Raw genomic sequence first — 15,572 nt, 5'->3', positions numbered from 1 at the left:
CCTCCGGGGGCTGGGAAGGTGGCTGAACCCTGGTGCGGGTGAAGGTGGTCGGGGGCGGGCTGTGTCACCCGGCCGTGCTGGCGGAAGGGGACGGAGCCGGTGGCGGGCCGGGGCGCCGGGCGGTGGCGGGTGCCCGGTGGGCGGCGAGGAAGGCGGCGGTGGCGGCCTCCCAGCTGAACTCCTCCGCCCGGGCGCGGGCGGCGGCCCGCCGTTCCGCCTCCGGGCGGTCCAGCAACTCCCGTAGCGCGAGGGCGAATCCGGCCCCCGTGTCGGCCGCCGCGAGTCCGGCCCGGCCGACCACCCGGGGCAGGGCCGAGGACCGGCTGACCGCGACGGGGGTGCCGCAGGCCAGCGTCTCCAGGGCGGCCAGGCCGAAGGTTTCCACCGGGCCGGGCGCGATCACCGCGTCCGCCGTGGCCAGCAGGGCCGCCACCTCGGAGCGTGCCGCGAGGTGGCCCAGGAACCTGACCGGCAGCCGCAGTTCGGCCGCCCGGCGTTCCAACCGGCCGCGCAGCGGACCCGTCCCCGCGACCGCGAGCACGGCCGGGACGCGGTGCCGGCGGCGCAACTCGGCCAGCGCCTCCAGCGCCCGCTCGGGCCGCTTCTCGCCCGACAGCCGCGAGCACATCACCAGCAGCACCTGCTGCGGATCGGCCAACTCCGCCCGCAGCGAAGGGTCGTGGCACTCGGGCCGCATCACCTCCAGGTCCACCCCCAGCGGTGCCCGCTCGACGTTCCCGGCGCCGATCCGCTCGAACTCCTCGGCCGCCCACGCCGTGGTGCACAGCACCGTGTCATAGCCCTGCGCGGTACGGGAGTTGAGCCGGTCCGCGAGCCGCCGCGCGGTGCCGGGCGGAACCCCCCACGCGCCGAGCACCCCGGTGGCGCTCTCGTGCGAGACCATCATCGAGCGCACCCCGTGCGCCCGCGCCCACCCGCCCGTCCAGCGCAGCGTGGTGCGGTCCGAGACCTCCAGCCGGTCCGGCGCCAACTCCTCCAGCAGCGCGGACAGTTGCTTCCTGCCGTAGAGCACCCGGTAGCCACCGGTGCCCGGGACGCGCGGACCGGGCAGGGTGATCACCCGCCCCTGCTCGGTCCACTCGTCGGTGCGGACCGGCCCCGGCACCACCAGCACGGGCCGGTGGCCCGCCGCCAGGTACCCGGCCCCGAGGTGGCGCAGCGCGGTCCGCAGCCCGCCCGAGACCGGGGTGACGAAGTTCGCCACCCGGACGATGCACAACCCGCCGTCCGGACGGGCCGTTTCACGGTTCACGCGGGCTGCTCCTCGACCGAGAGCGGAGCGGGGGAGGTGGGGGTGGGAAGGGGGCCGTCGGGGCGGCGGGGTGCCGGGACGCCGCCCAGGAGCGGCTGCGCGGCCGGTTCGGCCACGGGGGCGGCGGCCACCGGGGAGGGGGCGGGAACGGGAGCGAGGGCGGCGGCGGGTGCGGCGTTCCGGTCGAGGTCGAGGTCGGGGTCGCGGTCGAGGTCGGGGTGGAGGTCGAGGTCGAGGTCGGAGTGGAGGTTCCGGACGCGGTCACGGTGCGCGGCGAGCACCTCCTCGTAGTGCCGGATCAGCTGGTCGCCGACCGCCTCCCAGGTCCGGCCGGTGACCTCGGCCCGGCCCGCCGCGCCGTACCGGGCGCGCAGTTCGGCCGAGGCGGCGAGGTCGGCGACGGCACGGGCGACGGCACCCGCGTCGCGCGGGGCGACCAGCAGCCCGGTGCGCCGGTGGCCGACCAGGTCGAGCGGGCCGCCGACCGCCGGGGCGACCACCGGTACGCCGCTGGCCATCGCCTCCTGGATGGTCTGGCAGAAGGTCTCCAGCGGGCCGGTGTGCACGAACAGGTCCAACGAGGCGAAGCAGCGGGCGAGTTCGGCCCCCGTACGGCGTCCCAGGAACACCGCGCCGGGCATCGCGGCCCGCAACACCGGTGCGCTCGGGCCGTCCCCGATCACCACCACCCGCACGCCGGGCAGCCGGGCCGCCTCCGCCAGCAGGTCGACCCGCTTCTCCGGGGCGAGCCGCCCGACGTACCCCACCAGCACCTCGCCGCCGGGGGCCAGCGCACGGCGCAGCGCCTCGTCGCGGTGCTCCGGGTGGAAGCGCGCCGAGTCCACGCCGCGCGCCCAGATCCGGACCTGGCGCACCCCGTGCGCCGTCAGGTCCTGCGCGGCCGGGGTCGACGGCGCCAGGGTGCGGGCGGCGGCCCGGTGCACGGAGCGGATCCGCGCCCAGGCGATCGCCGAGCCGATGCCCCGGCCCATCCGGTACGCCTGCGCGTACCCCGCCAGGTCGGTCTGGTACACCGCCACGGTCGGCAGGTCCAGCCGCTCGGTGAGCCGGGCGGCCCGGGCGCCGAGGATGAACGGGCTGGCCAGGTGCACCACGTCCGGCTGGTGGGCGGTCAGCGCGGCGGCCAGCCTGCGGCTGGGCAGGGCGATGCGCACCTGAGGGTAGCGGGGCAGCGGCACGGACGGGACGCGCACCACCGGCAGCGGCTCCCGGTCCGGGCCGAAGGACTGCGGCGGGCAGTGCGCGCCCCGGGCCGGGGCGGGGGTGATCACCAGGGGCTGGTGGCCCCGCCGGACGAGGTGCTCGGCAGCCCTCAGCACGCTGTGGGCCACGCCGTTGACCTCGGGCGGGAAGGACTCGGTGACGATGGCGACTCGCATGCCAACGTTGTTGCCAACCCGGGCGTGCGGGCAGCCAAAGGGATCTTTCGCGCAGACGAACGTCTGCCGCCATTTCCGCACGGGTGTGTGAATGCCGGGGCCGGGCGGCCCCCGGCCCCGGCCCGCGCGGCCAATGGGACGGGGGGGTGGACCCGAGGTCAGGACTGGAGGTGGGCCAGCAGGCGTTCCAGGTCGGCCGTGGTGACCGCGCCGCCGGCGAAGCTGACCAGGCGGCGGACGGGGACGGAGGCCATCATCCGGGCCAGGTCGACGCCCAGGCCGCCGCCGGCCCCGTTGCCGCCGGCGCCCTGGGGGAGCGGCAGCAGGGCGCCGAGCGTCTCGGCCGCGCCGGGCAGGGCCATCACCTCGCCGAGCGTGGAGTCCAGCGTCAGCGGCAACTCCAGTTCGTCCCCGGCGAGTTCGATGCTGCTGGTGGCCCGCGGGTCGCGGCTGGACGCGGCGGCCAGCACCTCGTACCCGCCGCCCTCGACGATCCAGCGCCCGGCCCGGGTGTCCCAGTACGCCAGGTCGGCGCGCGGCAGCAGGACCTCGACGCGCCCGCTCGCGCCGGGCTCCAGGGTGATGGTGGCGTGGCCCTTGAGCTCGCGCGGCGGGCGGACCACGGCCGAGCCGGGCTTGGCGACGTAGAACTGGACGACCTCGCGCCCGGCCCGCCCGCCGGTGTTGGTGACCGTGACGGACGCCCGGATGCCCTCCGCGTCGGCGGCCAACTCCAGCCCGTGGTAGCTGAATTCGGTGTAGGACAGGCCGTGCCCGAACGGGAAGGTGACCGCGATGTCCCGGGCGTCGTACCAGCGGTAGCCGACGAACAGGCCCTCGCCGTAGGCGACGTGGCCGTGCTCGCCGGGGAAGTCCAGGTAGGCGGGGGTGTCCTGGAGCCGGACGGGGACGGTCTCGGTGAGCCGGCCGGACGGGTTGACCCGGCCGAACAGCACGTCGGCGAGGGCGCCGCCGGCCGCCTGGCCGAGCAGCGCGCCGTCCAGCAGGGCGGGGGCGGCGGTGACGGGGGCCAGCCGCAGCACGCCGCCGTGGCTGAGGACCACCGCCGTGCGCGGCTGGACGCGGACCACCTCGGCCAGCAACTCCAGCTGCTCGGAAGGAAGTTCGATGTGCTCGCGGTCGAAGCCCTCGGACTCCTGGTGGGCGGCCAGCCCGAGGAAGAGCACCGCGGTGTCGGCGGCGGCGGCCACCGCGACCGCCTCGGCCCGCAGCGCGGCGGCGTCGCCGGTGCCGTCGGTGGTGAAGCCCGGCGCGTGGACCACCTCGGCCGCCCCGGCCAGGGCGCGGATCTCCGCCAGCGGGACGTCGAGCCGGGTCGGGTTCACGTGCGAGCTGCCGCCGCCCTGGTAGCGCGGCTCGGTGGCGAACGCGCCGAGCACGGCGAGCGGACGCCCGGCGGTGAGCGGCAGCACGGGCGCACCGTCGACGGGGTCGTTCTTGAGCAGCACGACGCAGTGCGCGGCGACCCGGCGGGCCAGCGCGTGGTGCGCGTCCGGGTCGAACGGACCGACCGGCAGGGCGCGTCCGGCCAGGGCCCGGGCGGCCAGCGCGACCGTCCGGGCGGCGGCCGCGGCGACCGCGTCGGCGTCCAGTGCGCCGGCCTCGACGGCCGCGACCACCTGGGCGTCGGTGGTGCCGCCGGTGCCGGGCATCTCCAGGTCGAGCCCGGCGGCCACCGAGGCGACCCGGTCCTGGACGGCGCCCCAGTCGCTGACCACCGCCCCGTTGAAGCCCCACTCGCCGCGCAGCACCTCGGTGAGCAGCCAGCGGTTCTCGGCCGCGTAGGTGCCGTTGATCCGGTTGTACGCGCACATCACCGTCCACGGCTGCGCCTGCTGGACGACCTGCTGGAACGCCCGCAGGTAGACCTCGCGCAGCGGGCGGGCGGCGACGTCGGAGCTGGAGCGCATCCGGTCGTGCTCGGTGTTGTTGGCGGCGAAGTGCTTGAGCGAGGCGCCGACGCCGGTGCTCTGGAGGCCGCGCACCCAGGCGCTGGCGAGGGTGCCGGTGAGCCGGGGGTCCTCCGAGTAGTACTCGAAGTTGCGGCCGCAGCGCGGGTCCCGCTTGATGTTCACGCCCGGGCCGAGCAGCACGTCCACGCCCAGCGCCCGGCCCTCCGTGCCCAGCGCCCGGCCGACCTCGGCGACCAGTTCGGCGTCCCAGCTCTGGCCGAGGCCGACGGCGGGCGGGAAGCAGGTCGCCGGGCGGCTGGCCGCGAGGCCCAGGTGGTCGCTCTCCCCGGCCCGGTCGTCCTGGAGCCGTACGCCGTGCGGTCCGTCGGTCAGGGTGAGGGCCGGGACGGGGCCGACGGCCTTGGTGGTCCAGAAGCCCGCCCCGCTGCCGAGCGCGGCGCGCTCCGCGAGCGAGAGGTCCGCCGACGCGGCGGCGAGGTCGGCGGGGCCGGTCGAGCCATTGGGGTCGCTGGGGCCGGTGGAGTCAGTGGAGCCGACGGGGTCGGTGGGGCCGAGAGCGGTCACGGGGGTCTCCTCGGGGAGTGCGGGGCGCGCCGGGGCGGGGCGGCGGCCCGGGCACTGCCGGGGACGGTCGGCCACCCTGCCGAACACAAAAACAGTACGACATTCGGTTTTCGTGTCACAAGCACCGCGACCAGGTCACTTCCCGTGGCGGACGGTGGCGTAGAGTCGTCCGCATGGCTCGACCACGTGGCTCCTACGCGAAGGGCATCGCCAAGCGCGAGGAGATCCTCGACACCGCGCTGGAGATCGTCGCCCGGGTCGGCTACAGCCGCGCCACCGTGCGCGAACTGGCCCAGGCCGTCGGCCTCAGCCAGACCGGTCTGCTGCACTACTTCGGCAGCAAGGAACAGCTCTTCGTCGAGATCCTGCGCCGCCGCGACCTGGTCGACCTGCGGGCGGCCACCGGGGCGAGCGGCAGGGCCGACGGGAGCGGCGCGGGCGGTGGAAACGGCGAGGACGGCGGGAGCGGCCCGGAGGACGCCGGGTTCCCGCCCGACCTGGTAGGGGCGCTCGCCGCGCTCCAGCGGCACAACGCCGAAGTCTCGGGCCTGGTCCAGCTGTTCTCGCGGCTCTCCGCCGAGGCCGTCGAACCCGACCACCCCGCCCACGCCTACTTCCGCGACCGCTACCGCGACGTCCGGGCGGGCGGCGCCGAAGCGATCCGGGCGAGCCAGGCCGCCGGGGAACTGCCCGCGGGCATCGACGCGGACCGCCTCGCGGTGCTGGTCTTCGCGCTCATCGACGGGTTGCAGATGCAGTGGCAGTACGATCCCGAGATCGACATGGCCGAGCAACTCTCGTACTTCTGGCGCCTGTTGGGACGGTGACGCCCGCCCCTGGTCAGGACGGCCGGTGGCGGACCCGGGCCGCCAGCAGGGCGATGTCGTCCTCGGCGGCGTCCGGAGCCAGGGCGGCGAGGGTGCCGTCGAGCAGGGAGTCGAGGGGGCCGTCGGCGGGGAGGCGGAGCGCGGAGAGGCGGGCGAGCGAGACGTCGATGTCCTCGCCGCGCCGTTCGACCAGGCCGTCGGTGTAGAGCAGCAGGGCGTGGTCGGCGCGCAGCTCGACGACGGTCTGCTCGTAGCCGCCGACGCCGGTGCCCAGCGGCGGGCCGGTCGGCACCTCGATCAGCTCGGTGGCGTGCGGGGTGAGCAGGGCGGGCGGCAGGTGCCCGGCGCTGGCGAGGGTCCAGCGGGCGCGGGCCGGGTCGGCGAGGGCCAGCACGCAGGTCGCGGGGCGGGCGTTCTCCTGCTCGGCGATCAGCGCGTCGAGCTGGCGCAGGATGCGGTGCGGCGGCAGGTCCATCGCGGCGACGTAGCGCAGCGTGGAACGGTAGTTGCTCATGTCGACGGCGGCCTCCACGCCGTGCCCCATCACGTCGCCCATGGCCAGCAGCGTCCGCCCGAACGGCAGCCGCACCGTCTCGTACCAGTCGCCGCCGACCACCGAGGCGATCCCGGACGGCAGGTAGCGGGAGGCGAGTTCGAGGTTGGGGTGCGGGCTGCCGGGTTCGGCGAGCAGCGCCCGCTGGAGTTCCAGGGCGGTGTCCTGCGAGCGGGCGTAGCGCCGGGCGTGGTCGAGGGTGAGCGCGGCGCGCCCGGCGATCGTGGCGAGCAGCTCGGTGTCCTCGTCGGTGAACCCGAGCGAACTGCCGTGCGCCCGCGCCAGGGTGAGCACGCCGATCGGACGGCCGCGGGCGATCAGCGGGACGGCGAGCAGGCAGTCCACTCCGGCACTCCGGCAGGCGGACAGGGCGGCCCCGTCCGGGACCAGCGCCGCCAGCTCCTCGCCGGACAGCAGGTTGGCGGCCACCGGACGGCCCTCGGCGAGCGCCCGGGCGGCCACCGAGCCGGGCCGGTGCCGCACCGCCCCGCCGACCGGGGCGGGCGGCGGCGCGCCGGGCCGGGCCGGGCCGCCGGCGGCGGCGGCCCGCCGCAAACGCAGCCGCGACCGGTCCCGCTCCTGTTTCTGCTCCTGTTCCTGGTCCCGTTCCTGGTCCCGCTCTCGTCCCCGCTTCGGGTCGGCGTCCGGGCGTGGCGCGGCGGTGCCGGGGGCGGCGGTGCCGGGTGCGGCGCTGTCGGGCGTGTCGAGCGGCAGGACGTCGACCAGGGCGAGGGTGGCGAAGCCGGGGACGGCGAACGCGGCGAGTTCCGCGCAGGTGGTGTCCGGGTCGAGGGTGGTGCCGATCCGTTCCGAACCGGCCTCCAGCAGGGCGAACCGGGCCCGGACGCGTTCGAGCTCGGCCCGGTGGGCGTCGGCGCCGCCCGGCAGGACGACCAGCACTCCGGTCGGCGCGCCGCCGACCTCCAGCCGGCGGAAGTCGGCGGGCCGCCCGGCGAAGGTGCCCGAACGCGGTCGCCCGTCGGCCAGGACGCGCGGGACGGCAGGGTCCGGCCGGTCGGCGGCCCGGCCCAGGATGGCCGTCGGCGACACGCCGGTGACCTGCTGGAACGTCGTGTTCAGGTAGCGCCAGCGCAGCTCCGTGTCGAGCACCGCCACCGCCACGGGCAGCTGCCCGAGCAGGGCGCCGGTCAGCGCGTCGCGGTCCACCCGCAGGGCCGCGGAGGCGGTCGTGAGCAGCGAATCCGTCGAGCTGTCGCCCGCCGACTCGGGCCGCACCCGTGATCCCTCCCTCGCCACGTCCCCCGTGGAGCCGTCGGCGGGCCCGGCGCGCTGTCGTACCGCGCGGCCCGGTGTCCCGCCTCCCGGGTGATCCGCACCCGGGGACCGCACCCTACTCGGCGAACCCGCCCGGATCCGAACCCGACACGGTGCGGGCATCCGTCGGGGCGGGGTTTTCGCCGGGCTCGACCGTTCTCCTCACCGTTCTCCGACGGATTCGGACCGCCCTGCCGACGGATGCGGCCCGCCCGGGGGCGCTCGGCGGCGTCCGAGCCCGCGGCGTGTCCCGGTGACTGCGGTACCCGTCGCGGTCGGCCGCGGCACCCGTGGCGGTGGGCGGTCGGCCGGGCAGGGAGAATGGACCGTTCGATCCCCCGCCGCAGGAGAACCCGTACCGTGACCGACCAGCAGCACCCCGCCCCGACCGGCCGTCGACTCGACCTGCTCGCCGACTGCTCCGCCTGCTTCGGCCTGTGCTGCGTCGCCCTGCCCTTCGCCAAGTCCGCGGACTTCGCGGCGAACAAGAACGCGGGCACGCCCTGCCGCAACCTCCAGGCCGACTACCGCTGCGGCATCCACACCGAGCTGCGCGGGCGCGGCTACCAGGGCTGCACGGTGTTCGACTGCTTCGGCGCCGGGCAGAAGCTCTCTCAGCACACCTTCGGTGGACGCAGCTGGCGCGAGGACCCGGACACCGCCCGGCAGGTGTTCGAGACCTTCCCGGTGATGCGCCAACTCCAAGAACTGCTCTGGTACTTGACCGAGGCGCTGGAGCTGCCGAAAGCCCGGCCGGTGCACCCCGAACTGCGTCGGGCGCTCGACGGGATCGAGCAGCTGACCGGGCGGGACGCCGCCGCACTGCTCGCCGCCGACGTGCCCGCGATCCGGGCCGAGACCAGCGAACTCCTGCTGAAGGCGAGCGAGTTGACCCGGAACGCGCTGCCCGGAAAGAAGCGCAACCACCGCGGCGCCGACCTGATCGGGGCTCGCCTGCGCGGCGCGGACCTGCGCGGGGCCAACCTGCGCGGCGCCTACCTGATCGCGGCCGACCTGTCCGGCGCGGACCTGCGCGACGCCGACCTGATCGGCGCGGACCTGCGCGACGCCGACCTGCGGGGTGCCGACCTGACCGGGGCGCTGTTCCTCACCCAGTCCCAACTCAACGCCGCCAAGGGCGACTCCACCACCCGCGTCGGCGCCGCGCTGGCCCACCCCGCGCACTGGTGAGCCCCGCCGGGAGGACGGGGAGAGCGCGGGAGGGGGCGCGCGGGGGCGCGCGTGGACCCCTGAATCGGGATTAATTGCCTGCGGTCCGGGCGGAACCGGGCGTATGGTCATGAACTCCCCGACGCGAGAGGAGGATCATCCGCGATGGGAATGTTCAAGGACGCACCACCCAGCGAGCATCCGGACTTCACCCAACTGCGGTTCATGGCCGCCGGCACGCCCTCGTGGTGGAAGCGCAACCGCCACAAGACGCTCGGCGTGGCGGGCCTGCTGGCCGGCTTCTGGCTGGCCAGCCACTACAACACCGCAGCCCCCGCCGCTTCCTGCACCCCGACCGCCACCACCGCCACGTCCAGCCCCCAGGGCGCGGCCGTCGCCGAACGCTGAACGGCCGTTCGGCGGTGGCCGCGCCGACGGGTGGGGCGGGACCTGGCGGACCGTTGTGGTCCGGACGCGTCACCTGCCGCCGTCGCGCAGCGCGGCGAGCGTCGCGTCCAGCTCGGCACCGGAGTCGCGCGGGCGGTTGTAGGGGAGCCTGCCCAGCAGCGAGCCCATCGCGCAGGTGTTGCTGACGGCCGAGAACAGCAGGCCGCCGCCGACCGCGGCCGATACCCACCGCACCCCCGGGACGGCGACGTCGACGACGAGGCCCGCCAGCACCAGCGAACCGGCCACCAGCCGGACCTGCCGATCCATCGCCCAGCGGACCGGCCGGCCCGGCACCCGGTTCAGCGCCCCGCCGTTGGCCGCCCAGGCGGCCGTGCCGCCGTCGACGAGCAGCGTCTGCACGTCGGCCGCCGCCAACTGCTCGCAGGCGTGCAGCGCGCGGGCGCCGGACGCGCAGGTGACGACCAGCTCGCCGCGCCCGGCGGCGGCCCGCAGCGCGGGCACGGCCTCCGCCAGCCGGTCGAGCGGCACGTTGTGGGCACCGGGGATGTGGCCGCCGGCGAACTCGCCGGGCGAACGGACGTCGATCACGGTCAGCCGGTGCAGGCGGGGCTGGAGCTGGTCGACGGTCAGGGGCGTGGTCATCGGAACGGGTGAACCCTTCGGGAGGAGACGGCCCGGCGTGTACGGACGGCCGGGAGGCAAGGGGGCAAGGGGGCAAGGGGGAGGCGTGGGCGGGGCGGGAGACGCGCGGCCGTACGGGGGCGGCGGGCGCGGGGTGCCGGAGCGCGGCGTCAGAGCACGGCGTCAGAGCACGGCGTCCACCAGCATCAGGGCGGCGACGGCGAGCAGCGCACCGGCGAACAGCCGTTGCAGCGTGCGGCCGGACAGTTTCGCGGCGAGCCGCTTGCCGTCCCAGGCACCGAGGACCGCTGCGGCGGCGAACGGCCCGACCGTCGACCACGGCACCTCGGCGGCCCCGCCGATCCGGGGCAGCAGCGCGGCCAGCGAGTTGAGGGTGATCACCAGCAGGCTGGTGCCGACCGCCTCGGCCATCGGGAAGCCCAGGAAGGACACCAGCGCGGGCACCGCCAGGAACCCGCCCCCGACCCCCAGCACCCCGGTCGCCGCCCCCAACCCGGCCCCCGCGCACGCAGCCCGCCGCGCCGCGCCCGCGGCAACCCGCGCCGTCGGCCCGGAGCCCGCCGGACGCGGACACGGCGCGGGGTCGGTCCCGGTGGGGGCCGCCGCTGTTGCGGTGGCGGCCTCTGCTTCGGCGTTGCCGGGCGTGCGCGTGGTGTCCGGGGTCCGGGCTGCCGGTTCGGAGACCGTCGGGAGCGGGAAGGGCTCGGGGTGCATCCCTGCGAGGACCGTCGCCGTTGCGGTGGCGGCCTCCGCCTCTGCGCTATCAGGCGCGCGCGTGGTGTCCGGGGCTCGGGCTGCCGGTTCGGAGACCGTCGAGGGCGGGAAGGGCTCGGGGTGCACCCCCGTGGGGGCTGCGGCCGTTGCGGTGGCGGGCACGAGCTCCGCGGCCGCCGCCGATCGGCGGGCGGCGGGCAGCGCCCGTGCAGGCTTCGGGAGGGTCCCGCCGTCGAGGCTGTCGCTGGCGGTCGTCCCCCGTCCGCCCGCCAGCATCCGCCAGGCGGCCAGGCCGGCCAGCAGGGCGAACGCGCTGGTCAGGGCCGGGGCGGGCAGGTGGCGGGAGAGTGCGCCGCCGAGGGTGGCGAGCGGGAGGCCGGCCGCGCCGAACAGCAGCCCCTCGCGCCAGCGGACGCGTCCGGCCCGGGCATGGGCGACCAGGGCGGTGAGCGAGGTCGTGGCGACGATCAGCAGGCTGGCGGTGGTCGCGGTGCCGGGGGTCAGTCCGATCAGGTAGATCAGCGCGGGGACGGCCAGCATGCTGCCGCCGCCGCCGAGGCCGCCGAGCGCCAGGCCGACCACCGCTCCGGCGGCCAGCGCCAGCAGGACGGTGGTCATGCCGCGCCGCCGCAGCGACATCCGTCCCGGTGCGCGGGCAGTCCGGCCTGCCGCCAGGCGCGCATCCCACCGACCACGTTCACCGTCGGCACCCCGCGCGCGTTCAGCAGTTCGGCAGCCCGCTGCGAACGGTTGCCGGACCGACACACCGCCAGCACCAGCCGCCCACCACCCGCGGCCCGGACCGCCTCGACGCCACTGCCACCGCCACTGCCATCGCCATCGCCACCGCCACCTCCGAGATCGCCGTCGAAGTCGCCGAAGTCGCCGAGCGGGACGAGGAACGCGCCGGGCGCGTGCACCTCGGCGTGCTCCACGGGTTCGCGGACGTCGAGCAGCAGCGCCTCGCCCGCGGCGACCAGGCGGTGCGCCTCGGCGGGGTCGATCTGCTCGGGCGCGGGCGGCTGGGGGGACCGGGCCACGGTGTCCTCCTGGGGTGGCGGGGCGGTGCGCGAGGGTGTTCCGACGGGTTCCCGGACGGCGGGCCGTCCTCGGGAAAATACCGGCGGGGGTATATCGTTGGACCCGAGCATATACCCCCACCCGTATCACCCGGTCAGGCCGTCGGTGGGAAACCGCCTGCAAGAATACCCATAGGGGTATCGAAGTCCGCAGGCCCGGACGCGGTATCCGCCCGGCGCAGGAGACCCACCCCACGCAGAGAAGAGGACTCCGTGTTCTTCGCCCAGTACTACCTCGACTGCCTCTCCCAGGCTTCCTACCTGATCGCGGACGAGACCACCGGCCGCGCCGTGGTGGTCGACCCGCGCCGGGACGTGGACGAGTACCTCGCGGAGGCCGAGGCCCGCGGCTTCACCGTCGAGGGCGTCATCAACACCCACTTCCACGCCGACTTCCTCTCCGGCCACCTCGAACTCGCCCACCGCACCGGCGCCTGGATCGGCTACGGGCGACGCGCCGAGACCGAGTACCCGATCCGCGGGCTCGCCGACGGCGAACGGATCGGCCTCGGCGAGGTCGTCCTGGAGATCCTCGAAACGCCCGGCCACACCCCCGAGTCGATCAGCGTCCTGGTCCGCGAGCGCGCCGCCGACGCCGTCCCGTACGGGGTGCTCACCGGCGACGCGCTGTTCGTCGGCGACGTCGGCCGCCCCGACCTGTTGGCCTCCGCCGGTGTCACCGCCGACCGGCTCGGCCGGATGCTGTACGACAGCGTCCAGCGCAAGCTGATGTCCCTGCCGGACGAGGTCCGGGTCTTCCCCGCGCACGGCGCGGGTTCGGCCTGCGGCAAGAACCTGTCCACCGAGCGGCAGTCCACCATCGGGCAGCAGCGCGCCACCAACTACGCCTGCGCGCCGATGACCGAGGACGCGTTCGTGGCCATCGTCACCGCCGGACAGCCCACCGCCCCCGGCTACTTCGGCTACGACGCCGACCTCAACCGCCGCGACCGCGAGCTGTTCGACGCCGCCGCGCTCGCCGTCCCGCTGGACGCGGGGGAGTTCCTCGGCCGCCGGGCCGACGGCGCCGTCGTGGTCGACGCCCGCGACCCGCAGGCGTTCGCCGCCGGGCACCTCGCCGGGTCCGTCAACGTCCCCGCCGACGGGCGCTTCGCCGAGCAGTCCGGCACCGTCCTCGACCCGGTCTGGCCGCTGCTGGTGATCGCCCCCGAGGACCGCGAGCGGGAGATCGTCACCCGGCTCGCCCGGATCGGCTTCGACCGCGTCGCCGGCTACCTCGCCGACCCCGAACGGGCCTTCCGCGCCGCCCCCGACCTGACCTGCCGGGCCCCGCGCCGCACCGTCGCCGACCTGCGCGCCGAACTCGCCGGTGCCGAACCGCCGTTGGTCGTCGACGTCCGCGACGAGGGCGAGCGCGCGCAGGGGCACGTCCCCGGCTCCGTCCACCTCCCGCTCGCCGAACTCCCGCACCGCCTGGCCGAGATACCGCAGGACCGCGCCGTCGTCGTGCACTGCGCCGGAGGCCACCGCTCCTCGATCGCGGCCAGCCTGCTGCGCCACCACGGCCACCTGCGGACCTCCGACCTGCTCGGCGGCTACGCGGCCTGGGCCGCCGCCCGGAACGACGCGGGCTGACGTTCCCCGGGCGCGGCCGGGCGAGGTCCGTTCACCGGCGGGCCGGAAGAGGAATGCGCCGTCCACCGGTGAGGTTGATACGGGAGGGGGTATGAGCAGAGCGTCACGGCGCGGGTCCCGGTGCACCGGCACCGTCCGATCCGCGACACGGAACCCGGGGCGGGCGGCGGACGGCCGCCCGCCGAGGACGAGGAGGAGTCCCGATGCAGGTGGACGACGAGGCCGTCGGCGCGGTGCTGAACCGGCTGCGCCGGGCGCAGGGCCAACTGGCAGGCGTGATCGCGATGATCGAGGCCGGGCGCGACTGCAAGGACGTGGTCACCCAACTCGCCGCCGTGTCCAGGGCCCTGGACCGCGCCGGGTTCAAGATCGTGGCCAGCGGCATGCGCCAGTGCCTGGCCGAGGCGGAGGAGGGTACCGCCCCGATGAGCGAGGCCGAGTTGGAGAAGCTCTTCCTCGCCCTCGCCTGAGCCCGGCCGGTCGAACGGCCGGGCGGACGGGCGGCCGGACGGGCAGGAGTGCGGGTACGGAGGCCGGCCGACGGGCGTACGACAGGCGTACGACGACGCACCGCGCTCCGGCGCGGTGCGTGGCGGTCGGCGCCCGGCCGGTCGGGCCAGGGTCAGGCCAGAGTCAGGAACATCTTCTCGAGTTCCGCCTCGCTCATCGGCGCGGCGCCCTCCTCCGCCTCGGCCAGGCACTGGCGCATGCCGCTGGCGAGGATCTTGAACCCGGCCCGGTCCAACGCGCGCGAGACGGCGGCGAGTTGGGTGACCACGTCCTTGCAGTCGCGCCCGGCCTCGATCATCGCGATCACACCGGTCAACTGGCCCTGCGCCCGGCGCAGCCGGTTCAGCACCGCGCCGACGGCCTCGTCGTCCACCTGCATCGAGCACCTCCTCGCCTTCTCTGAACTCGCCCGATCATACGGGAGACACCCCGCCGTCCCGTCCCGGCCACCGCCCGGGCACCGCGGGTGCACGAACCGCCGGACCGGCTCCGACCTGCCCGGTTACCGCCCGGCCGCCACCGCGACCCCCGACTCCGCCTCGACGGCGACCGCCCCCGCCGCCCCTGCCTCCGCCCCCGCCCCGGTGGTGCCCGGGACACCGATCGGCCGCTCGACGGAGGCGGAAGCGGAGGCGGGGATGGAGACGGGGATGGAGACGGGGCCGGGGACGGAGCGGACGCAGGCCGCGCAGCCGGGCGCGTCGGCCGGGGCCCCGTCCGGGTGGCGGTGCCGGTCGACCACCCGCTGGGCCGCCGCCGCGAGCTGCCGCCGGCCCGGGAACAGCGCGGGCGGCAGCAGCGGCAGGAACTCGACCTCCGCGGTCAGGCCCCGCACCGACACCACCCGCCACAGCGAGGCCAGCAGCCCGTCCTCGCCGACGAACGCCGGCGCGGTGCTCGGCCGCCCGTCCGCGCCCCGGTAGCGCAGCGTCAGCGGCTGCACCGGCACGTCCGCGCGCACCGCCGCCTCGAACAGCGCCGGGCGGAACCGCCCGCCGCCGCGCCCGCACCAGGTGCTGCCCTCCGGGAAGACCACCACGCGCTCGCCGCGGCGCAGCGCCGCGGCGATCTCCTCGACGGTGCCGGGCAGCGCCCGCAGCCGGTCCCGGTCGATGAAGATGGTGCCGCCCCAGGAGGTCAGCGGGCCGAGCACCGGCCAGCGGCCGACCTCGGTCTTGGCCAGCATCCGGCCCGGCCGGACGGCCGCCACCAGCAGGACGTCCAGCCACGAGACGTGGTTGGAGACCAGCAGCGAACCGCCGGCCGGCCGACCCGGCGCGGCGATCGGCCGCACCCGCACGCCCAGCGCGGCCAGCAGCAGCCGCGACCACCAGCGCACCAGCCGTTCGGCCGGCAGCCAGGCCAGCGCGCGCACCGGCACGGCCGCCAGCACCCCCGCGACCAGCACCGCCAGGCACCCGGCCAGCCGCAGCACCCGGCGCACCACCCCCGCCCGGGGCCCGGCGACCGTCACGCAGTCACCGGGCGTGCACGGCGCGGTCGGCAGCCAGGCGCTCACGCCGCCGTCGCCGTTCCGCGCGCGACGCCGCTCCCCGCCTCGTTCCTCGCCCCGCGCCCGGCCCCCGGCGCGGTGCCGTGCGCGGTTCCGCCGTCGGCGAGGGCG

12 protein-coding genes and 3 pseudogenes are annotated in these 15,572 nt (G+C 76.3%); 5 read left to right on the top strand and 10 right to left on the bottom strand.

Annotated features, from left to right (window positions below):
- Positions 1–64: 64 nt before the first annotated feature.
- The 3 genes and pseudogenes from ACIQVD_RS19665 to ACIQVD_RS19655 form a co-directional block, all read right to left on the bottom strand.
- Positions 65–1,273 (bottom strand): glycosyltransferase, encoded by a 1,209-nt coding sequence (locus ACIQVD_RS19665; protein ID WP_402290717.1) that lies wholly within the window; start codon positions 1,271–1,273, stop codon positions 65–67.
- Positions 1,274–1,536: 263 nt separating this feature from the next.
- Positions 1,537–2,673: pseudogene (locus ACIQVD_RS19660) on the bottom strand (glycosyltransferase family 4 protein); the annotation flags it as partial.
- Positions 2,674–2,831: 158 nt separating this feature from the next.
- Positions 2,832–5,171 carry a glycoside hydrolase family 3 C-terminal domain-containing protein gene (locus ACIQVD_RS19655; RefSeq protein WP_402290714.1) on the bottom strand — a complete coding sequence of 780 codons (2,340 nt, stop codon included), beginning with the start codon at positions 5,169–5,171 and terminating at the stop codon, positions 2,832–2,834.
- A 173-nt stretch (positions 5,172–5,344) separates the two neighbouring features.
- On the opposite strand from ACIQVD_RS19655, the gene ACIQVD_RS19650 reads away from it, so the two are divergent.
- On the top strand, positions 5,345–5,998 hold the full coding sequence (locus ACIQVD_RS19650) for a TetR/AcrR family transcriptional regulator (protein ID WP_402290712.1): 654 nt from the start codon (positions 5,345–5,347) through the stop codon (positions 5,996–5,998).
- Positions 5,999–6,011: 13 nt separating this feature from the next.
- Here the strand turns inward: ACIQVD_RS19650 and ACIQVD_RS19645 are convergent, their stop codons facing one another.
- The gene (locus ACIQVD_RS19645; RefSeq protein WP_402290709.1) at positions 6,012–7,787 is read right to left on the bottom strand and encodes a SpoIIE family protein phosphatase; all 1,776 of its coding nucleotides are present in this window, start codon (positions 7,785–7,787) and stop codon (positions 6,012–6,014) included.
- A 399-nt stretch (positions 7,788–8,186) separates the two neighbouring features.
- Here ACIQVD_RS19645 and ACIQVD_RS19640 point away from each other — a divergent pair, with 399 nt between their 5' ends.
- Positions 8,187–9,017, top strand: coding sequence for a pentapeptide repeat-containing protein (locus ACIQVD_RS19640; protein ID WP_402290706.1), 831 nt, complete (start codon positions 8,187–8,189; stop codon positions 9,015–9,017).
- Positions 9,018–9,161: 144 nt separating this feature from the next.
- Positions 9,162–9,404 (top strand): hypothetical protein, encoded by a 243-nt coding sequence (locus tag ACIQVD_RS19635; protein WP_400679842.1) that lies wholly within the window; start codon positions 9,162–9,164, stop codon positions 9,402–9,404.
- 69 nt (positions 9,405–9,473) lie between these two features.
- Here the strand turns inward: ACIQVD_RS19635 and ACIQVD_RS19630 are convergent, their stop codons facing one another.
- The 4 genes and pseudogenes from ACIQVD_RS19630 to ACIQVD_RS19615 all read right to left on the bottom strand — a co-directional run bounded on the left by ACIQVD_RS19630 (position 9,474) and on the right by ACIQVD_RS19615 (position 11,803).
- Positions 9,474–10,049 (bottom strand): rhodanese-like domain-containing protein, encoded by a 576-nt coding sequence (locus ACIQVD_RS19630; protein ID WP_402290703.1) that lies wholly within the window; start codon positions 10,047–10,049, stop codon positions 9,474–9,476.
- A gap of 162 nt (positions 10,050–10,211) precedes the next feature.
- A pseudogene (locus ACIQVD_RS19625) lies at positions 10,212–10,565 on the bottom strand (TSUP family transporter); the annotation flags it as partial.
- 468 nt (positions 10,566–11,033) lie between these two features.
- Positions 11,034–11,381 (bottom strand): annotated as a pseudogene (locus ACIQVD_RS19620) (TSUP family transporter); the annotation flags it as partial.
- Positions 11,378–11,803 carry a rhodanese-like domain-containing protein gene (locus ACIQVD_RS19615; RefSeq protein ID WP_402290701.1) on the bottom strand — a complete coding sequence of 142 codons (426 nt, stop codon included), beginning with the start codon at positions 11,801–11,803 and terminating at the stop codon, positions 11,378–11,380. The gene ACIQVD_RS19615 and the pseudogene ACIQVD_RS19620, both read right to left, overlap by 4 nt.
- Positions 11,804–12,055: 252 nt before the next feature.
- On the opposite strand from ACIQVD_RS19615, the gene ACIQVD_RS19610 reads away from it, so the two are divergent.
- Entirely contained in the window at positions 12,056–13,438 is a 1,383-nt protein-coding gene (locus tag ACIQVD_RS19610) for a rhodanese-like domain-containing protein (RefSeq protein WP_402290699.1), read from the top strand.
- A gap of 203 nt (positions 13,439–13,641) precedes the next feature.
- Positions 13,642–13,908, top strand: coding sequence for a metal-sensitive transcriptional regulator (locus ACIQVD_RS19605; RefSeq protein WP_111552137.1), 267 nt, complete (start codon positions 13,642–13,644; stop codon positions 13,906–13,908).
- A gap of 152 nt (positions 13,909–14,060) precedes the next feature.
- On the opposite strand, the gene ACIQVD_RS19600 is transcribed toward ACIQVD_RS19605, so the two are convergent.
- Complete coding sequence (locus ACIQVD_RS19600; RefSeq protein ID WP_100839192.1) at positions 14,061–14,327, bottom strand: metal-sensitive transcriptional regulator; 267 nt, start codon at positions 14,325–14,327, stop codon at positions 14,061–14,063.
- 123 nt (positions 14,328–14,450) lie between these two features.
- Positions 14,451–15,467, bottom strand: coding sequence for a lysophospholipid acyltransferase family protein (locus tag ACIQVD_RS19595; protein ID WP_402290695.1), 1,017 nt, complete (start codon positions 15,465–15,467; stop codon positions 14,451–14,453).
- Between the last annotated feature and the right edge of the window lie 105 nt (positions 15,468–15,572).

This window comes from Kitasatospora sp. NPDC090308 (assembly GCF_044769485.1).
Lineage (GTDB): Bacteria > Actinomycetota > Actinomycetes > Streptomycetales > Streptomycetaceae > Kitasatospora > Kitasatospora fiedleri.
Note: the sequence above shows the minus strand (reverse complement) of the source record. Positions and strands in the feature narration are given on the sequence as shown.

Bases quoted from the DNA above. Each gene is read 5' to 3' on its own strand.
- ACIQVD_RS19650 (WP_402290712.1), top strand. From the start codon at position 5,345: ATGGCTCGACCACGTGGCTCCTACGCGAAGGGCATCGCCAAGCGCGAG.
- ACIQVD_RS19635 (WP_400679842.1), top strand. From the start codon at position 9,162: ATGGGAATGTTCAAGGACGCACCACCCAGCGAGCATCCGGACTTCACC.
- ACIQVD_RS19630 (WP_402290703.1), bottom strand. From the start codon at position 10,049: ATGACCACGCCCCTGACCGTCGACCAGCTCCAGCCCCGCCTGCACCGG.
- ACIQVD_RS19605 (WP_111552137.1), top strand. From the start codon at position 13,642: ATGCAGGTGGACGACGAGGCCGTCGGCGCGGTGCTGAACCGGCTGCGC.
- ACIQVD_RS19600 (WP_100839192.1), bottom strand. From the start codon at position 14,327: ATGCAGGTGGACGACGAGGCCGTCGGCGCGGTGCTGAACCGGCTGCGC.